The following is a 17,103-nucleotide window of genomic DNA, read 5'->3' as shown; positions in this document are numbered from 1 at the left end:
TTTAGAGTAAGGCGTTATATTTTGCGCCTTACCGATCATGAACGTCTCCGAGTTGGATGCTCTTCACAGACCTAATGTCGCTTTGTATATTGAACGATATTATAAACGAATATATGATACAGGTCAATAGCGTTTGTTCCAATATAGTCCTACTGGGATAAACGACTTGCCAATTCATAAAGTTCTGTATTGAAAGGACGCTTTGTATTTACAACTAAATCAATATCGGTAGCTACTAATTCGCCTTTGATCACACCGCATGCTTTGGAAGAATCGCCTTCCATGAGCTTACGTACAGCGAAATCACCAAGACGGCTTGCCAAGATTCGGTCATTGTGCGTAGGAGCTCCTCCGCGTTGAATATGACCAAGAACAGTTACACGAGGCTCAATACCAACATACTCGGTAATCTGCTTAGCGATCCCATCACCGGATCCCGCTCCTTCTGCAACGAGAATGATACTATGACGTTTGCCATGGGAGAAGTTATCTTTCATACGGTTAGCCACTTCATTAATGTCGACCTCAACCTCAGGAACGATAATCGTTTCAGCACCGCTAGCTAATCCTGCGTATAGTGCGATCTCACCGCAATGACGCCCCATGACTTCTACTACGGATGAACGTTCATGCGATGTCATCGTATCACGAAGCTTGTTAATCGCATCCACAACAATGCTTACTGCTGTATCAAAACCGATCGTAAAGTCTGTGAATGGGATATCATTGTCGATTGTACCCGGCAGACCCATCGTTTTGATGCCTAACTTGCTTAGCTTATTGGCACCTTGATAAGATCCATCTCCACCAATAACGACTAAACCATCGATGCCGCGTTTACGTAGGTTTTCAGCTGCAATTTGCTGACCTTCAGGCGTTAAAAACTCTTTACAACGTGCCGTTTGTAGAATGGTTCCCCCGCGTTGAATGATATCTCCAACACTGCGCAAATCCATTTGGCGAATATCATCGTTAATTAAACCATGGTATCCACGTTGTACGGCATAGACTTCGAGACCATGGAATAATGCGCTTCTTACAACCGCACGGACGGCCGCGTTCATTCCCTGAGAGTCTCCGCCGCTTGTTAGAACGGCTATTGATTTTACTGCTGACATTTTTCATATCCTCCTTCAAATTCTTCTGAATGTCATTCATGATGACGTACGGATGTACATGCTATTTAGCCAGAAAAATAACCGGGTTAACGGACTATTTTTCATAAGACGCTTCGATACTTTCTTCACTTGCTGTTGGCCGTTGACCTTAGGATCCGACAAATAGAGCGCAAGCAAACCTTCGATTATCATACGATGAAATCGCGGATGTTCCAAGAACAAAATTTTGCTGCGAGCCTCTTGCACGATAAAGGCAATTCTCTCTACGGTTGCTTCCATAGATTCATAATAACTGCAAAAGTTCAGGTCTCCACCCAAGATATCTTCTTCCTGATCGATTAAATAATCAAGTAGAATATGCAGCCCGCACACATAAGGGAAATAAGCCTCCCGTATCGAATCGACCTGCTTTTCACTCAAATGAGGATCACAAGCCGCAAGGAAAAGCATAAACATGCCTAATGTTGAACCTGTGGCTGCTGCAAATTCATTCCAAGAAATTTGGCTATACCTATGATGATGTTGATCCCACCACTGATGAAGCTCAGGCTCCCGCATATCCTTGCGAATATGCTTGTACACCTGTAAATCGCAGTATAAGGCCACGAATTCTCGCACCTGATCGGCTACTTGTGTATAGGACGGAAGCAGACTAATACAAGACTGACACTTTTGGACGAGATCTCTTAAGTAGTCTCCGTCCTCTTTCTCTTGTCTGTATGCATAGTAATCGTTCAAAGGCTTAGAAGGATCAACAGCATCCAACATCGATTGGTGCAATTGACGGAAATCCTGGGGATCCAAGGATGTGCTTCGGTCACATAGATTATCTAAATAATCGCTAATCGTTTGAAACGCAACAATGAGCGGGATGAGTACATGACGCATCGATAAATTAGCAGCCGCATAAACAGCGCCACCTTGACAATGAAATTGCTTCGTAGCGATGCTGGCTAGTGCTTGGGTACGCAGCTCGCTATCCGGGATATTTTCCGCCTTTGTTTTCCACATGGAAAGCTGATCGCTTACATCCGGTAAAATATATCGGTACACCCTGACCATTAATCGTATTGGGCCTTGTGGAACCTTTGTGCTACTTCTGTTCAATTGCTTCAAGCAGACTTCCTCCACAACTTTGTTCATAGCAATACTGCAACAATAACTGCATTTCATATCGTTGAATATGCCGCAACCATTGATCAACAATAGGATTTTGAACCAGGGATACTTGTAACTCGACGATATCGATGAAGACACAAGGGATCCATTCCGGAGAAGTAATAAGCACTTCAAGCTTCTGACGAAGGGCTTCATTGTCCAAATCCGCAAAGTCTTTTACTGACAAATATTCACTCACAAATTGTAGTAAGTTAGAGAAAATGGGATGATGACCAACATCGTTGAACCAATACTTCGCATTGCTGTAGTCCCCCTCCATCCGATGCATCAAAGCATGCCAGTAGCTGCCTGTTGCATTCGTGATTTCCTGGGCAATATCATGGGATTTATCTAAACTCTCATTCAGTAAAAAAAGACCCGCTTTAATCGCCAATCCATAAGACTCTTGCCCCGGACTGCCTTGAGTCATCATAGCTGGGACAAGCGCTTCAATGCGTGCATCCATGCTTCCATCCCATTCTTCAATTGGATATAAAGCAGGCAGATGCTCCAAGAGCGGCTTTGCAATAGCTTCCAGCCAGTTATCCCCATCCTTATTGCTATGCATGCAGTCATTCTCCCTTCATTGACAACCATTATTGGTGGGTTTTCGATTCCAATTCCTGATTCGCCCGGAACCAAAGATGAAGATCATTTATGATAGAAGCTACGTCAGCAATTTCGGAATTCAAACGACATGATGTGGGAAAATCGTCTTCCTTGTCCAGCTGATTTTGTTTGTAAATAATCGTCGTTTCTAACTTCATAATACGGTCAGGTATGGCACCGCGAATTTGTTCCCAATGTAATAGAATATCAACACGCACACTGGGCGGATAAGAATCCCACTCTTCTTCTAACACAGGAATCTCAATTCCGAGCCTGTCATCATACTGGAAATAGCAGCTCATTCTTCTGTTAAACCTCCTTGCAGTAAAAACATGCTGCGACTTGTTCAAGAAACATTCTACCTTTAAATGTATCACTTCAAACCTTGGGTTTCCAGTTAAAATTGTATGTCAACCTGATTTCATTTTCTGGTATACTTAAATAACGTTTTTAAAAGGGAATATTTAGTAAGAGTTCCTCTTACGAAGCTAGTTTTGCTCGAGCAAAACTCTAAGGAGTGCGATTTGGATGACCGCTAAGACAATCAAAGAAAACATCACATGGAAACAGCTTATCTCCTTTTTCCTCCCCCTCGGCCTTTCCGCAACACTAGTTACCCTCTCGCATGTTATTATCAACAGCACCTTGGCCAGAGCCGATAATTCGGAAGTGGTCATTGCCAGCTATGCACTGCCTTTAAGCTTACTTGGACTAACCGAAAGACCCGTTGTTTTGCTGCGGCAAGCATGCTCAGCACTTGTAAGAGATCGCATCTCATTTCGAGCCATGGCAGCAGTTAGTACATATGTATTCGCGTGTATCATCCTAATTGGTCTCATTATATGTTATACACCTGTTGGGGAATGGGTATTTCTTTATTTTTTTGGAGTTGAACGTGAGCTGTTAGACACTACACTTAGTGTTTATCGCATCTTGATGTACGTGAGCATTTTCTCAGGACTGCGGTGCTTATTTCACGGTATCATTATTTTTAATATGAGGACCAAATGGTTGACCATTGGTATGTGTGTGCGAATCATCGCCATGTATTTGTTATCGTTATATTTTATTACGACAGATCAAGTTTCTAGCGGCCGTGTTGGCGCCATTATTTTCTTAGTGGGAATGATTATTGAAGCTATGGTTGCTGTATGGGAAGGAACTAACTTACTTCGAACCATCATACCAGAAAAGGCCCCTAATCATCCGATTGAAACCAAACAACAAATTTTCAGCTTCTATAAGCCCCTTCTGTATTCTTCGATCATTGCCGTCATCATTGGACCAGCCATAAATGCCATATTAGGCAAAACAACGCATATTCATTTAGCGATCTCTTCTTATGCGATTGCCGGTTCCTTGACGCAATTGGTTTTGAGCTTCTTCTCTTATATTCATCAAATTGTTTTGAATTTCTATCGCAAAGATGCCAGAAGTGTCGTACGTTTCGTAATCCTTCTTAGCTTTATACCAGGAGCATTAATCGCAATTCTTGCCTATACAGCTCTCGGACCTTGGTTTATGACACATGTCATGGGTGTTAATTCCGAACTGATGCATGCAAGCTTACTAGCCATGCGTATATTTATGATCATGACAATTGTATTCCCGTGGCTTGATTACATGAACGGCATTATTATGCTGAGAGGCCAAACGAAAATCATGGTTTTCTCTCAAACTGCGAATGCTATCGTTACTGTGTTAACCTTATTCATCGTCATAGCCAATGCACCCGGTTGGAATGGCTTGATCGGTGCTCTCGCGCAATCGGTTGGTATGCTGGCAGAGCTTCTAGTCGTGCTCTTTGTACTCAAACGAACGTCCGAAAGCGGGCAAACGAATTTTTCTACAGAAAATTTGTAAAGAAATCGAGTGATAACTACTTATGAAAACGTCTATATCTACAAAGCCACAAGACCACCTACTCAAATTGTTCACGTTTTCCTTTTTTATGACGATGGGGATTGTTGTTACTTTTTTCCCGCTTTACTTTGATTACAAAGGATATTCCAAGCTTCAAATCGGTTTGCTGTATGCCATTGGGCCACTGATTGGGATAGCAACCAACTTGCTGTGGGGATTTCTTAGTGATCGCTTCCAAACGATAAAGAAAATCATGATCATCCTGATTATTGGGCAGCTGATCACTGCCATCTTGGTATTTACCGCAGGCTGGTTCTCCTTGCTATACATATGTTTAGCGATGTTTTTCTTCTTCCAGCAGCCCGTAAATTCATTGAATGACAGCCAGTTAATGCTAAGTATTCGAGATAGCGGTAAAAGCTACGCCTCTTTCCGCGTCTGGGGGTCCATCGGTTTCGCTGTATCTGCCGGAGGTTTTGGGTTAATTCTTAGATACTACGGCACAGGGCTAACGCCAGTACTATGCCTGCTGACCATCAGCTGCACGTTAGTCATTATCTTTTTGCTAAAAGATGCGCGCCAAGGTGGCAAGAAAATGGCCTTCGGAGGCATGCTCGATATCATTCGTTCCAAGAAGTTCGTCTGGTTCTTAGTATTAATTATTATTATGTCCGTTTCACATCGTTTCAACGATGGATTCCTAGCCTTGTACATGCGCCAACTTGGGGCATCTGATTCCCTGATTGGCTATGCTTGGATGACCTCGGCACTGAGTGAAATTCCGGTGTTTTTCTTTCTAAGCAAACATGGACATAGGTTCAAAGAATTACCCCTGCTTGCCTTCGCCGGAATCATATATGCCGTTCGTTTCTTCATTATGGGTTCTATTCAAGATCCTGCTTGGGTCATTGGGGTTCAATTGTTACACAGTTTAACATTCGGTATCTTCTTATTCACGGCTAATCGCTATATTAGCCAAATTATTCCTGATGAATATCGCTCTTCCGGGCAAGCCATCTTCGCTGTGGCATGGTCAAGTATTGCAGGACTAATTAGCGGCACGCTGGGCGGTTGGATTTTTGATTTAGCTGGTGGAAGCACAGTCTATATCATTGCAGCTTGCTTATCGATCGTCGCGGCTATTGGGTTTCTGGGCACTCATATTTTTCAAAGCGATGAAGGTGAAAGTATGCCAAGTGGCCGCTAAGTTTTAAATTGAAAGGATTGATCACGTGTTAGCCATTGAACGGTTATCTCACAGCTTCCGCACAGGCCAAGAAGAAACTCCCGTTCTTCATGAACTGAATTTCCGAGTAGAGCAAGGAGAAATGGTTGCTCTGCTCGGCAGTTCAGGCTCTGGGAAATCAACACTGCTAAATTTAATGGCAGGCCTAATGAAGCCCACCAGTGGCAGTATTTTAATCGCTGGACAGGCCATAGAGAAAATGAGCGAAAACCGCTTGGCGGAATTTCGGCGAACTCATATCGGATTTATCTTCCAATCTTATGAATTAATACCACATTTAACCGTTCGCGAGAATGTGGAACTGCCACTTGTCTTCCAAAGTGTCGCAAGTCATGAACGTAAACAAAGAGCGTTGGCTCTTTTACAGCAAGTCGGTATCATGGATAAATCTGATATGTTTCCTTCACAGTTATCTGGAGGACAACAACAACGCGTCAGTATTGCCCGATCCTTGATTACGAATCCAGCTATCGTCTTTGCCGATGAACCAACAGGTAATCTGGATACGAAAACGGAGAAAGAGATCATCGATCTACTCATTGATTTGAACCAGAATGGCATTACGTTCGTTATTGTTACCCATGAGCATGAAGTTGCACGCAGAACGCAGCGCATTTTGCAGCTTCGCGATGGTTATTTACTGGAAGGAAATGAGCAGGAAGGTGAAGCTGGATGAAACTTAAGGATTACCTTCGTCTAGGCTGGGACCAACTGCAGCGACGCAAGGTTGTGACAGCGCTTTGTACGGTCGGAATTGCCATTGGCTCGGCTTCCATTATGGTTGCTCTTGGCTTTGGCGAATCGATTCAACACTACAGTCAGAAGCAAATGAGCTTCTATCTCAAAACCGATGAAATCACCATCGTTGACCCAAACAGCGATCCTAGCAGTCCTTCAAAAGTTACGACAAGTAAGCTCGATCTCATTCGTACTTTTCCTCATGTTAAATCGGTGGCTAGTTTTCAAAATTTAGGACAATTCAGATTCACTGTCGATGACGGCAAAGAAAGCTACCTAGACCTCAAGGCTACGGAGTTGAGTACTTTAGAGGACTTCGACGCTAAGTTCCAACAGGGTGGGGCTAGTGATCAGATCAATAATATCGTTCTCAATTATGGGGCTACGCTTGGCGTTCTGGATATAAAGACGGCGGAAGTACGTAATAAACTTATGCAGCAAAATCCTAGCAAGGAACAGTCCGAAACTTACCGTCAGATGGGTGCTATTCCTTACCCCCTCTATCAAAAGCAAATCTCGCTAAAATCGAATAATAACCAAGATCAACCGGGGAACCAGTCAGGAACGAAAACCATCCAACCAAATGAGGTGACAGTTCGCGTCATTGGTGTACTGAAGAAGCCTGATGGATTGCCAGAATCCATGCTGCAAGGGAATAAAACCGCTTATGTATCCCCTGAAACAGGTCTCAAAATTCTACAAGCCCAAAATAAGTCCTCAACAAATAGCCATGTTCAGTATTCAGAAATTAGAGTCAAAGTAGATAACAGTACGAATGTAAAACAAGTAGATGAAATGATTAAAAAACTACAACTCACAACGCAGACTAATTTGTATCAAGAAGATCGCATGAAAGGCGAGTTCGCCATTGTTAGATTGCTGCTCACCGGTGTTGGACTTTTTGTTCTCTTCGTAGCTTCCATTTCCATCGTGGTCGCGATGACCATGTCCACTCATCAGCGCAGGAGACAGATCGGAATCATGAAAGTACTTGGCGCAAATTTGAAACAAATCCGCAATATGTTTATCGTGGAATCTTCGCTTCTGGGCATGTTGGGTGGTTTTGTTGGTATATTGCTCTCTTATTGGGTCATTTGGGGAATTAATTTGATCATTATCAAATTTAGTTCCAATAACCGAGGGGATCCTGTTGAAATCTTATTTATAAGCCTATGGATTCTTCCAGTCGGTATGTTTTTTGCGATTATGACGGGCGTTCTTTCGGGTTTATACCCGGCAGTTAAAGCTTCTCGAACCGATGCACTAACAGCAATTAAACGAGAATAGGAGATTGTTTAGCATGAGGAAAAAGAAAACATGGATGCTAATTCTAACGGCAGTCATTGTCTGTGGCATTAGCAGCTTTCTATACATATCAAGCCATCCTAGCCAAATGAAAACAAAAAATGCCGACGCAGGTGCCTTCAATGCTTTACAATTCAAAGTTACAAAAGAAGATCTAATTAACAGCATTGAAGTGAAAGGGAAATCTTCTTATGAGAAGGAGACACGCGTATATGCACCCTTCAGCGGTGAAATAAAAGCTTGGCACATAACAGACGGGGCACAAGTGAAAAAGGGACAGCCATTGTTTGAGCTTGATGCCACACCGCTAAGAAGTGAAATTGCTGCTCTGCAATCTAACTTGAAGAAACAAAAGCTGGAAGCCGACTTAGCTAATTTCAAAGCTGCTGGACCTGGGGGTGATAGTGTAGCTGCAGGTGCTGTTAGTGAAGATGATGCCCGCCAGCGCTTTGCCGCGTCAGAAGGACGTAAAATTCAAGAGCAGTTAAATGCGGTCAATGATCAATCCATTCAATTGCAATTGGCTAAGAAACAAGAGAAAGTGGAACAGGCTTCCTTCGTTGCGCCAGAGAATGGCATCTTCTTATTCGAAGACTCCTCCAAAATTCCTAAGTCTGTTGAGGAAAGCGTGCGTATCGGCAAAATCGTAGATTTGACGAAATTACAGTTGGTTTGCACAGTTGGTGAATTTGATGTGTTTCGTATTAAGCCAGATATGCTCGTACAAGTAAAAGTTGATGCGCTAAAACAGAAGAAGCTTCAAGGTAAGGTTGAAAAAGTATCCAAGTTTGCCAAGAGTGGCACGGACCAAGGCACAAGTTCAGCTCAATTCGAGGTAACTATTTCGTTAGAACCAAATGAGCAGTTAATAGCCGGTCTCAGCCTGTCGGGAACGATAGAAACAGATAAAAAGCCACAAACCATTGTCGTACCTACGTTAGCCGTGCTGCACGAGAAAGAAGTTTATTACGTGATGCTGCAGACTCCTCAAGGCGTAGAACGACGTGATATCGAGATTGGGTTGGAAACTCCTGAGAAAACCGAAGTACTAAAAGGGTTGAATGAAGGCGATACGGTTGTGCTGCAATAGCAACTGATTTATAATAAGATAACGTCTTAGTACCAAGTAACAAAATATGCACAATTCAAGCAGCAAAGGCAGGTAGTTATTTTTTATGAATTATGAAGATTTTAAGACGATTGTCCTCGAGCGCCGCAGTGTTCGAAACTTTACAGAGCAAGAAATTGCCACCAACGATATTCGTGAAATTATCGACTGCGCCAGATATGCACCCAGCGATACGAATTCCCAAACATGGAAGTTCATTGCGATAAGAAATACAGAGAAAATTAAACATATTGAACAATTGACCTGGGACCAACTCCATCTCCGTGCGGCAGTTGCCGAGGAAAAAGGCCTTTCGCGAGAAGCCCGCTTATTGGTGAAGTCCTTCGGTCCCTATGCTACCGCATTCTCCGATGCACCCGTACTTATCATTTGCTTAGCAACGCCTTACGAATCGAAGTTCCGTGATCGTATTTTTGATCCGATTCAGCTCGTCGAAGACACCGTTTGGGCCGAAGAAGGCATTAAGAGCTCCTGCTTAGCCTCACAGAACCTGATGCTCGCCGCGCATGCAAGAGGCTTGGCAACCTGTCCGATGACGGGTCCTGTCCTGCTCGCTCAAGATCAGATTCGAGCTTATTTGGACATTCCAGAAGAATGTCAGATTAATATGGTCATCGCTCTCGGTTATCCAAAGGATCGTCCTGGCAAACTCGCACGCAAAGAAATCGATGATATTCTACAAATTATTGACTAATAGGATTGAATAAGGAGCTGCCGCATTCGCGGACAGCTCCTTTTGTTTAGGCGCGTTTGTTTTCATATTGGGCTTGTGGTTGTTGTTTGATTTTACCCGGCCAGAAGGACATCTCTCCAAGCAGCATCGTAATCGAAGGTACGAGGAAAGGCCTAACTATAAATGTGTCTAGGATAACGCCGATTGCACAGATAACACCGAATTGGACAAGCACTTGAATGGGCAGTGAGGCTAAAACTGCGAATGTTCCAGCGAGAATTAATCCCGCAGAGGTGATGACACTGCTCGTTTGGCTGACGCCTAGGCGTATCGCATCCTTCAGCTTTAAGCGATTTCGCTCTTGCCATATGCTAGATACCATGAAGATATTGTAATCCTCTCCTAAGGCAACGAGGAAAACAAACGCATAAAGCGGAATTAATCCCTGAATGGCCGACGTATCCATGAAGTAATGCAGAATCAGCCATCCCGCTCCTAATGCGGAGAAATAAGAAAGTAATACAGTTGCAATGAGATAGACCATGGCAACGATGGATCGTAAATAAATAAGCAGCAGTATGGCAATAACAGTGATGACAATGGGGATGACAATTCGTGTATCTCGCTCTACCACCGTTTTCGTATCATATTGCGTAGCAGTTTCGCCGCCAATCCACACTTGCGGTACAGAAACACCTGCCTCCATTAGCTTCTGCTCGACCATACTGCGAATTTCCGGTATACGGTCGATGGAATCCAGAGCATACGGATCTTGTTTGAAAATGAGCTCATACGCTCTATACTTCACATCTTTACTACTTTGTGCAGGCTTAGAAATAGATTCTACATAAGGCAGCTTAGAAAGGGCCCCTTGTATATCTGCTTCCTTTCCTTCTGAATTAACAATGACTTTCAACGGAGCCAATGACCCTGGCGATACATGCTCCGAAAGTAGTGTAAACCCTTCACGAGAAGGCATCGTGGACGGGAAAGATTCCAAAATGTTATAAGTGAACTTAATCTGAGATGCGAAAGCGGCAAGCGCAATGAGTACTATTAAGCTGATAACAAGTACGCTCTTTGGTTTTTCAGTTACAATACGACCTAGAGCTACGCTTATAGTGCTGACAGCCTTTTGCTCACGTATTCGTTTACCTTTGCGAGCTTCCTTCTCTTCACGCATGTCGGGCGTCAGCGGAATAAATGGGATAAATGAGGCGCGACCAATGATCGCGAGCAGCGCTGGAACTAATGTTAAGCTAGCAATCGCCATAATCAAGATGGCAACGCTGAAAGGAATAGCAAAGCGGTGATTTGAACCATAGTTAGCAAATAACAATCCTAATAGCGAGACAATAACCGTTAAACCACTCATCCCAATAGCACCAGTGGAACCAGCAAAGGATATGCGCATTGCTTCATATTTATCGTTCTTTTCCATCAAAGCTTGACGATATCTCGCCACGAAGAACAGGCAATAATCCGTTCCAGCACCGAATAGAAGAACAGTCATGATGGATATTGACTGAGCGTCTACCGTAATCCAGCCTTGTTTGGCAAGAAAACCAAGAATGGGCGAAATGATCCCATAGGCAAACCCCACCCCAACAAGTGGGATAATAGCAAGAATGGGCGAACGATAAAGCACGAATAGAAGTATGAGAACCAAGAGTACGGTAGCAAGCAATAAGGCAAAGTCCGCTCCCTTGAATAAAGCCGTAGCATCCGTTTGAATGCCCACAGGGCCTGTAATTCGAGCATGCAGTCCTTCTTCACTAACCTTAGCTGTGAAAGGATCGCTGCCTATCTGTGCGATGGTTAACTCTTGCAGCTTTTTCAAGTCTTCTTGCAAAATCTCAGTCCCTGTCCCCTCTTCAAAAGAAATGGGAAGCACAAGCAAGGTGCCGTCTTTGGACAGATTTCCTTTTAGTGATGGTGCTGGCAGTTGGTGCAGTGGTGGGAGCCCCTTTTGCGCGGATAAAGGAGAATCCGTTAACTGCTTCGTGATCTTCTGCACACCGGCAAGATCCTGATCTGTTAAACCTGCTGCTCGATACCAAACAACTAACGCGGGGATCCCTTCAACGCTAGGGAATTGCTCTCGCATCATTTCACTTGCTTGAAGTGACCAAGAATCCTTTGGAATCTGTCTAGCTGTATTATTTTCCTGTGAATTGACGTTAGGTAAGAAGACAGATAAAATTCCAGTTAGTAAAACCCAAACCATTACTGTCATCCATTTACTGCGACGACCTGCGACAATCGCACCTAGCTTACTGAATAAATAATTCTCATGCATATCCTAACCTCTTTTCTAAAGGGATTTAATCTCTTTATTAGTTGTAAGGCACTGAAATAATTATATATACTGGTCAGTTAATTAATCAAGCAGTTTTTTAATTTTTCTTTTTTCAGGAGTGATACGTATGGACAAAAAAAACAAACCACTTGGTAGACCCCGCTCTTCACAAGGGGAACCCCCACTTACTCAGAAGATTCTAAAGACAGCTATTCCTTTATTTCTATCCAAGGGCTACGAGTCTGTTTCGATGGATGATATCGCCAAAGAATGTCAGGTTACCAAAGCATCGTTGTATTATTATTATCCCTCCAAATCAGACCTGCTGACAGCCTCCATGATTCAACTGATGGATAATGTAAAACGTGTTACTTTAATGCGTTTAAGTCAGCCGACTTCCCTTCGTGACAGGCTATTGGACATCACAGAAGCGCACCTGAAGGCAATTGATTTCGACCTACATTCTTTCATGCGTAAAATGGAGGCTACACTCTCCGATGAACAAATGAAAGCTATGCGAAAATCGGAGCAAGGCATTCTTGACGCTCTTGAGGGGGAGTTCCGCAAATCGGCCGATTCCGGTGAGATTGGACCGATCAATGCGCGTGTTATCGCTCGCGCTTATACCTCCCTACTCATGATGGGACACGCTCGTGATGGGGATGGTAATAAAATGTTCCCGCATGAAAGTGAAGCAGCTAAACAAATCATCGACATCTTATGGCATGGTTTATTCCCTCAGTGATAATTTAAAGCCTATACAATTCCCCCCCATAGGACTTGTATAGGCTTTTACTTATATGTTCTCATCATCAAATTCCATTGCTAATTTCTTGGAAAAATTTAATTTTTTTAAACATTATAACGTTATATTTACTTCGATAATTTTCTGTGCTATTGTAACATTATAACGTTATATTCTTTATTTATGTATGTGAGGAGATATCTAGGCAATCTTAAATGTAAGCGTTAATAATTTGAGTTCCAGAAAAAGGTGACAAGCATGCAAAAGAGATTCGTATTGCACAATGTAAAGCACTTGAATGGTGAAAATCTCGATATCGTCGTTGAAGACGGAATGATCGCTGATTTGACCAGATCCGGGAGTGGACAAGGGAACCAGATTTTTGATTATTCTGGTGCTTACGTCTCGAGTGGATGGATTGATCTGCACACCCATGCCTTTCCTGATTTCGATCCCTACGGCGATGAAATCGATGAAATCGGAATCAAACAAGGTGTAACCACGATTGTAGACGCTGGAAGCTGCGGTGCGGACCGAATTGCAGACTTAGCGGCAAGTAGGGAACGAGCCCAAACGAACTTGTTTGCCTTTTTGAACATTTCACGAATTGGTTTGAAAAGAGTCGATGAATTGTCCAACATGGCATGGATCGATAAGGAAAAGGCTGTACAAGCTGCAAATCAATATAAAGATTTCATAGTTGGTTTAAAGGCAAGAATAAGCAAAAGTGTTGTTCGTGACTGCGGCATTGAACCATTAATCGCTGCGCGTGCACTTTCTCATGAAACCTCTCTCCCCTTAATGGTTCACATTGGTTCTGGACCGCCGAGTATCGAAGACATCCTTTCACTTTTAGAGAAAAAAGATATCATTACCCATTATCTGAATGGGAAAGCTAATAATCTTTTTGATAAGGATGGTAAACCGTTACAGGCATTTACGGAAGCAATTCAAAGAGGCGTGCATCTAGATGTTGGTCATGGTACTGCAAGCTTTTCTTTTCAAGTTGCGGAAGCAGCGAAACAACATCATATCGGATTAGATACCATCAGTACAGACATCTACCGCGGGAACCGTTTGAACGGTCCGGTTTATAGCATGTCCCATGTACTTACGAAATTTCTTTACTTAGGCTACCCGCTTGAAGAGGTCATCGCAGCTGTCACCACACATGCCGCAAATTGGCTTGAAAAGCCAGAACTTGGTCGAATTCAAATTGGTGACGTTGCCAATCTAACTCTGTTTACGGTTGAAAATGAACCGACTACTCTTGTTGATTCTGAAGGTGACAAGCGTATAGCAGATCAAATCATACAAGCCAAAGGAGTGGTTGTGAATGGCTCTCTTATTAAATGCTAAATATGGTCTAAAGCGTGTCATCAATGCAAGTGGACGAATGAGCATTCTAGGTGTATCTGCTCCGACAGATACGGTCATGGAAGCCATGAAGCATGGCGGGCAAAATTACGTTGAGATTGCGGATCTCGTTGATAAAGCTGGCGACTATATCGCCAAAATCCTTGGTTCCGAAGCCGCGATTGTCGTCAATTCAGCCTCAAGCGGAATCGCACTCTCTGTCGCGGCTGTTGTGACTAAAGGGAATCGCCGCATGAGTGAACGTCTACATCAAGAGCCTATTGCTAAAAGCGAAATCATCATGCTCAAAGGTCACAATGTCCAATACGGAGCACCTGTTGAAACAATGATCTACTTGGGAGGCGGTAAGCTCGTTGAAGTTGGCTACGCCAATGAGGGCAAAGCTGAGCATATCGAAGATGCGATTACTGACCATACAGCTGCTATTCTTTATGTGAAATCCCATCATGCCGTCCAAAAAAATATGATTTCTGTTGAAGAAGCCTGGGAGATTGCACAGCGGGGTGGTGTTCCGCTTATCGTTGATGCAGCTGCAGAAGAAGATATTCAAAAGTACGTAAAATACTCAGATCTTGCCATCTACAGTGGTTCAAAAGCCATTGAAGGTCCAACTTCAGGGATTATTGGCGGGAAGCGTTGCTATATCGATTGGGTCAAAGTACAGCTGCATGGGATTGGAAGAAGTATGAAGGTTGGTAAAGAAACCACTTTCGGCTTACTTCAAGCCCTTGATGAGTACGGCGTCAAAGATGACAAAAGCGAGCAAGAAAAAGCAGCTTTGCAAGTATTAATGCCTCTCAGTGAAATCAAAGGATTAAAAGTAACCATTGTACAGGATGAAGCCGGTCGTGCGATTTTCCGCGCACGCATTCAAATTGATCCCGAGCTAGCAGGCACTACGGCCAAGGAAGTTGTATCAGCGCTGCAGAGCGGTGAGATTGCTATCTACACGCGCGATTATGGCGTAAGACAGGGATATTTCGATATCGATCCACGTCCGCTTCAAGGCGATGATATTGAGGTTATTGTTGCACAAATACGTAAACTTATATAGTAGGAGGCAATTAACATGTCCAACATTGCAAAACGTTTCTATAAAGGCCGCGCGGCATTGAATGTATTGGCTAATAGTGTAGAAAATGCGAAAGAGATATTTGAAGCAGCAGAAGGTTACGTACTTGTCGGCGTACTTTCCAAAGACTACCCGACGGTTGAATTAACTGTAGAAGCGATGAAAGAATACGGAAAAGCCATTGACGAAGCTGTCTCAATCGGACTTGGCGCTGGCGATAATCGTCAAGCTGCCGTTGTCGCAGCTATTGCGAAGCATTATCCTGGCAGCCACATTAACCAGGTATTCCCTGCCGTTGGTGCAACACGTGCCAATCTAGGCGATCAAGATAGCTGGATTAACAGCCTGGTGTCCCCTACCGGACGCGTTGGCTATGTCAATATCTCAACAGGTCCAGTGAGTGCTGCGCAATCCGAGCATGCGATTGTACCTGTGAAAACAGCTATCGCGCTTGTACGCGACATGGGCGGCAATGCCTTGAAATATTTCCCGATGAATGGCTTAAGCTGTGAAGACGAATTGCGCGCTGTCGCGCAAGCATGCGGAGAAGAAGGTTTTGCGTTGGAACCGACTGGCGGCATCGACATGGATAATTTCGAAACGATTCTAAGTATCGCGCTGGAAGCTAAGGTTCCACAAGTTATCCCTCACGTGTATTCATCGATCATCGACAAAGCTACTGGGAAGACGAAAACCCAAGATGTACGCAACTTACTGGAGATCATGAAGAAACTGGTTGATCAACATGGCTAAAAGAATTGCTGCTTTTGGAGAGGTCATGATGCGCTTGCAGGTGCCGGGATATGAACTCTTATCCCAAGCCAGCAGTTTGAATTACTCTTTCTCCGGTACAGGCGTGAATGTAAGCTCAGCACTGGCGCGCTTAGGGTACACGGGGTATCTGATATCTCGATTGCCGACTAATGCAGTAGGCGATGCAGCGGAATCGTATTTGCGAAAATTAGGTATCATGCAATCGTTCATTGTTCGAGGCGGTAACTACTTGGGCATGTATTTTTTAGAAAATGGATTCGGTGCGCGGCCCAGCCGCGTGACGTATTCCAACCGTCAGGAGAGCAGCTTCAACACAGCACCTGAAAGTACTTATAATTTTACTGAAATTGCTAAAAATATTGATATCGTCCATTTCTGCGGCATTACCTTGGCCATGAATGATAACGTGCGTCGGCACATGAAAGATTTGGCGAGAGCGGTCAAAGCACATGGCGGCACCGTCGTTTTCGATTGTAACTATCGCCCCGGCCATTGGGGTGAAGGCGGCTACTCGAAGGCGAAACCGCATTATGAGGAAATGCTGCAGCTGGCTGACATTGTCATGATGAACGAAAAAGATGCGATGTTTACCCTTGGCATGCCTACCGATCAGATAGAAAGTCAAGAACAACTGATGGAGCTGATTCCAGCGGTTGCGGGGCAATATCAGATTTCGGTCATCGCAGGTACACACCGTAACATCAACGGCGATAATACACATTCCTTACGGGGATTTATCTTTAAGGACCAAAGCTTCACCTTTTCTAAACGGCTCACGTTTTCTATCTATGATAGAATTGGTGCAGGAGATGCCTTCACGAGCGGTATCGTACACGGAGAAATCCAAGGATTTTCACCGGAGAAAACAGTCGGATTTGCAGCTGCCGCCGGCATGCTTGCGCATACGATTGTAGGCGATACTCCAATGTCATCAGAAAGCGATATTCTTCGTGCGATGACGGAAGCCGTAGGCGATGTAGAAAGGTAGTGATTGGAT

16 protein-coding genes are annotated in these 17,103 nt (G+C 43.8%); 11 read left to right on the top strand and 5 right to left on the bottom strand.

All coding sequences use genetic code 11. The features are described from left to right. Positions 1–149 precede the first annotated feature (149 nt). Genes pfkA through G519_RS0103075 form a run of 4 tightly spaced genes read right to left on the bottom strand, consistent with a single transcriptional unit; the run spans position 150 to position 3,187 of the window. Positions 150–1,118 carry a 6-phosphofructokinase gene (gene pfkA / locus G519_RS0103090; RefSeq protein WP_029193431.1) on the bottom strand — a complete coding sequence of 323 codons (969 nt, stop codon included), beginning with the start codon at positions 1,116–1,118 and terminating at the stop codon, positions 150–152. Between the two features lie 36 nt (positions 1,119–1,154). After that, positions 1,155–2,180, bottom strand: coding sequence for a tetraprenyl-beta-curcumene synthase family protein (locus G519_RS0103085; protein WP_084160004.1), 1,026 nt, complete (start codon positions 2,178–2,180; stop codon positions 1,155–1,157). A gap of 31 nt (positions 2,181–2,211) precedes the next feature. Next, entirely contained in the window at positions 2,212–2,844 is a 633-nt protein-coding gene (locus tag G519_RS0103080; RefSeq protein WP_029193429.1) for a hypothetical protein, read from the bottom strand. 28 nt (positions 2,845–2,872) lie between these two features. After that, entirely contained in the window at positions 2,873–3,187 is a 315-nt protein-coding gene (locus G519_RS0103075) for a hypothetical protein (protein ID WP_029193428.1), read from the bottom strand. Positions 3,188–3,413: 226 nt separating this feature from the next. Here G519_RS0103075 and G519_RS41525 point away from each other — a divergent pair, with 226 nt between their 5' ends. From G519_RS41525 to G519_RS0103045, 6 genes are all read left to right on the top strand, one after another. Continuing rightward, a complete protein-coding gene (locus G519_RS41525) occupies positions 3,414–4,748 on the top strand; it encodes a hypothetical protein (RefSeq protein ID WP_051253028.1) in 1,335 nt (444 codons plus the stop codon). Positions 4,749–4,770: 22 nt separating this feature from the next. After that, positions 4,771–5,955: an MFS transporter gene (locus G519_RS0103065; RefSeq protein ID WP_036631947.1), complete on the top strand. Its 1,185-nt coding sequence runs from the start codon at positions 4,771–4,773 to the stop codon at positions 5,953–5,955. A 25-nt stretch (positions 5,956–5,980) separates the two neighbouring features. Continuing rightward, positions 5,981–6,670: an ABC transporter ATP-binding protein gene (locus G519_RS0103060; RefSeq protein WP_029193426.1), complete on the top strand. Its 690-nt coding sequence runs from the start codon at positions 5,981–5,983 to the stop codon at positions 6,668–6,670. Then, entirely contained in the window at positions 6,667–8,019 is a 1,353-nt protein-coding gene (locus G519_RS0103055) for an ABC transporter permease (protein WP_029193425.1), read from the top strand. Before G519_RS0103060 ends, G519_RS0103055 begins: the two co-directional genes overlap by 4 nt. Before the next feature lie 13 nt (positions 8,020–8,032). Further along, positions 8,033–9,127 (top strand): efflux RND transporter periplasmic adaptor subunit, encoded by a 1,095-nt coding sequence (locus G519_RS0103050; protein WP_029193424.1) that lies wholly within the window; start codon positions 8,033–8,035, stop codon positions 9,125–9,127. Positions 9,128–9,212: 85 nt separating this feature from the next. Continuing rightward, complete coding sequence (locus tag G519_RS0103045; protein ID WP_029193423.1) at positions 9,213–9,860, top strand: nitroreductase family protein; 648 nt, start codon at positions 9,213–9,215, stop codon at positions 9,858–9,860. A 46-nt stretch (positions 9,861–9,906) separates the two neighbouring features. On the opposite strand, the gene G519_RS0103040 is transcribed toward G519_RS0103045, so the two are convergent. Then, positions 9,907–12,138: an MMPL family transporter gene (locus G519_RS0103040; protein ID WP_029193422.1), complete on the bottom strand. Its 2,232-nt coding sequence runs from the start codon at positions 12,136–12,138 to the stop codon at positions 9,907–9,909. A 127-nt stretch (positions 12,139–12,265) separates the two neighbouring features. On the opposite strand from G519_RS0103040, the gene G519_RS0103035 reads away from it, so the two are divergent. From G519_RS0103035 to G519_RS0103015, 5 genes are all read left to right on the top strand, one after another. Then, on the top strand, positions 12,266–12,883 hold the full coding sequence (locus G519_RS0103035) for a TetR/AcrR family transcriptional regulator (protein WP_036631944.1): 618 nt from the start codon (positions 12,266–12,268) through the stop codon (positions 12,881–12,883). Between the two features lie 258 nt (positions 12,884–13,141). Further along, positions 13,142–14,242, top strand: a complete 1,101-nt coding sequence (locus G519_RS0103030; protein ID WP_029193420.1) for an amidohydrolase/deacetylase family metallohydrolase — start codon at positions 13,142–13,144, stop codon at positions 14,240–14,242. Continuing rightward, entirely contained in the window at positions 14,220–15,314 is a 1,095-nt protein-coding gene (locus tag G519_RS0103025) for a DgaE family pyridoxal phosphate-dependent ammonia lyase (RefSeq protein WP_029193419.1), read from the top strand. The genes G519_RS0103030 and G519_RS0103025 overlap by 23 nt, the downstream gene beginning before the upstream one ends. Before the next feature lie 15 nt (positions 15,315–15,329). Then, the gene (gene dagF, locus G519_RS0103020; protein WP_029193418.1) at positions 15,330–16,085 is read left to right on the top strand and encodes a 2-dehydro-3-deoxy-phosphogluconate aldolase; all 756 of its coding nucleotides are present in this window, start codon (positions 15,330–15,332) and stop codon (positions 16,083–16,085) included. After that, entirely contained in the window at positions 16,078–17,094 is a 1,017-nt protein-coding gene (locus G519_RS0103015; protein WP_029193417.1) for a sugar kinase, read from the top strand. The genes dagF and G519_RS0103015 overlap by 8 nt, the downstream gene beginning before the upstream one ends. Positions 17,095–17,103 lie beyond the last annotated feature (9 nt).

The sequence above is a fragment of the Paenibacillus alginolyticus DSM 5050 = NBRC 15375 genome, from assembly GCF_000422905.1.
GTDB lineage: Bacteria > Bacillota > Bacilli > Paenibacillales > NBRC-103111 > Paenibacillus_E > Paenibacillus_E alginolyticus.
Note: the sequence above shows the minus strand (reverse complement) of the source record. Positions and strands in the feature narration are given on the sequence as shown.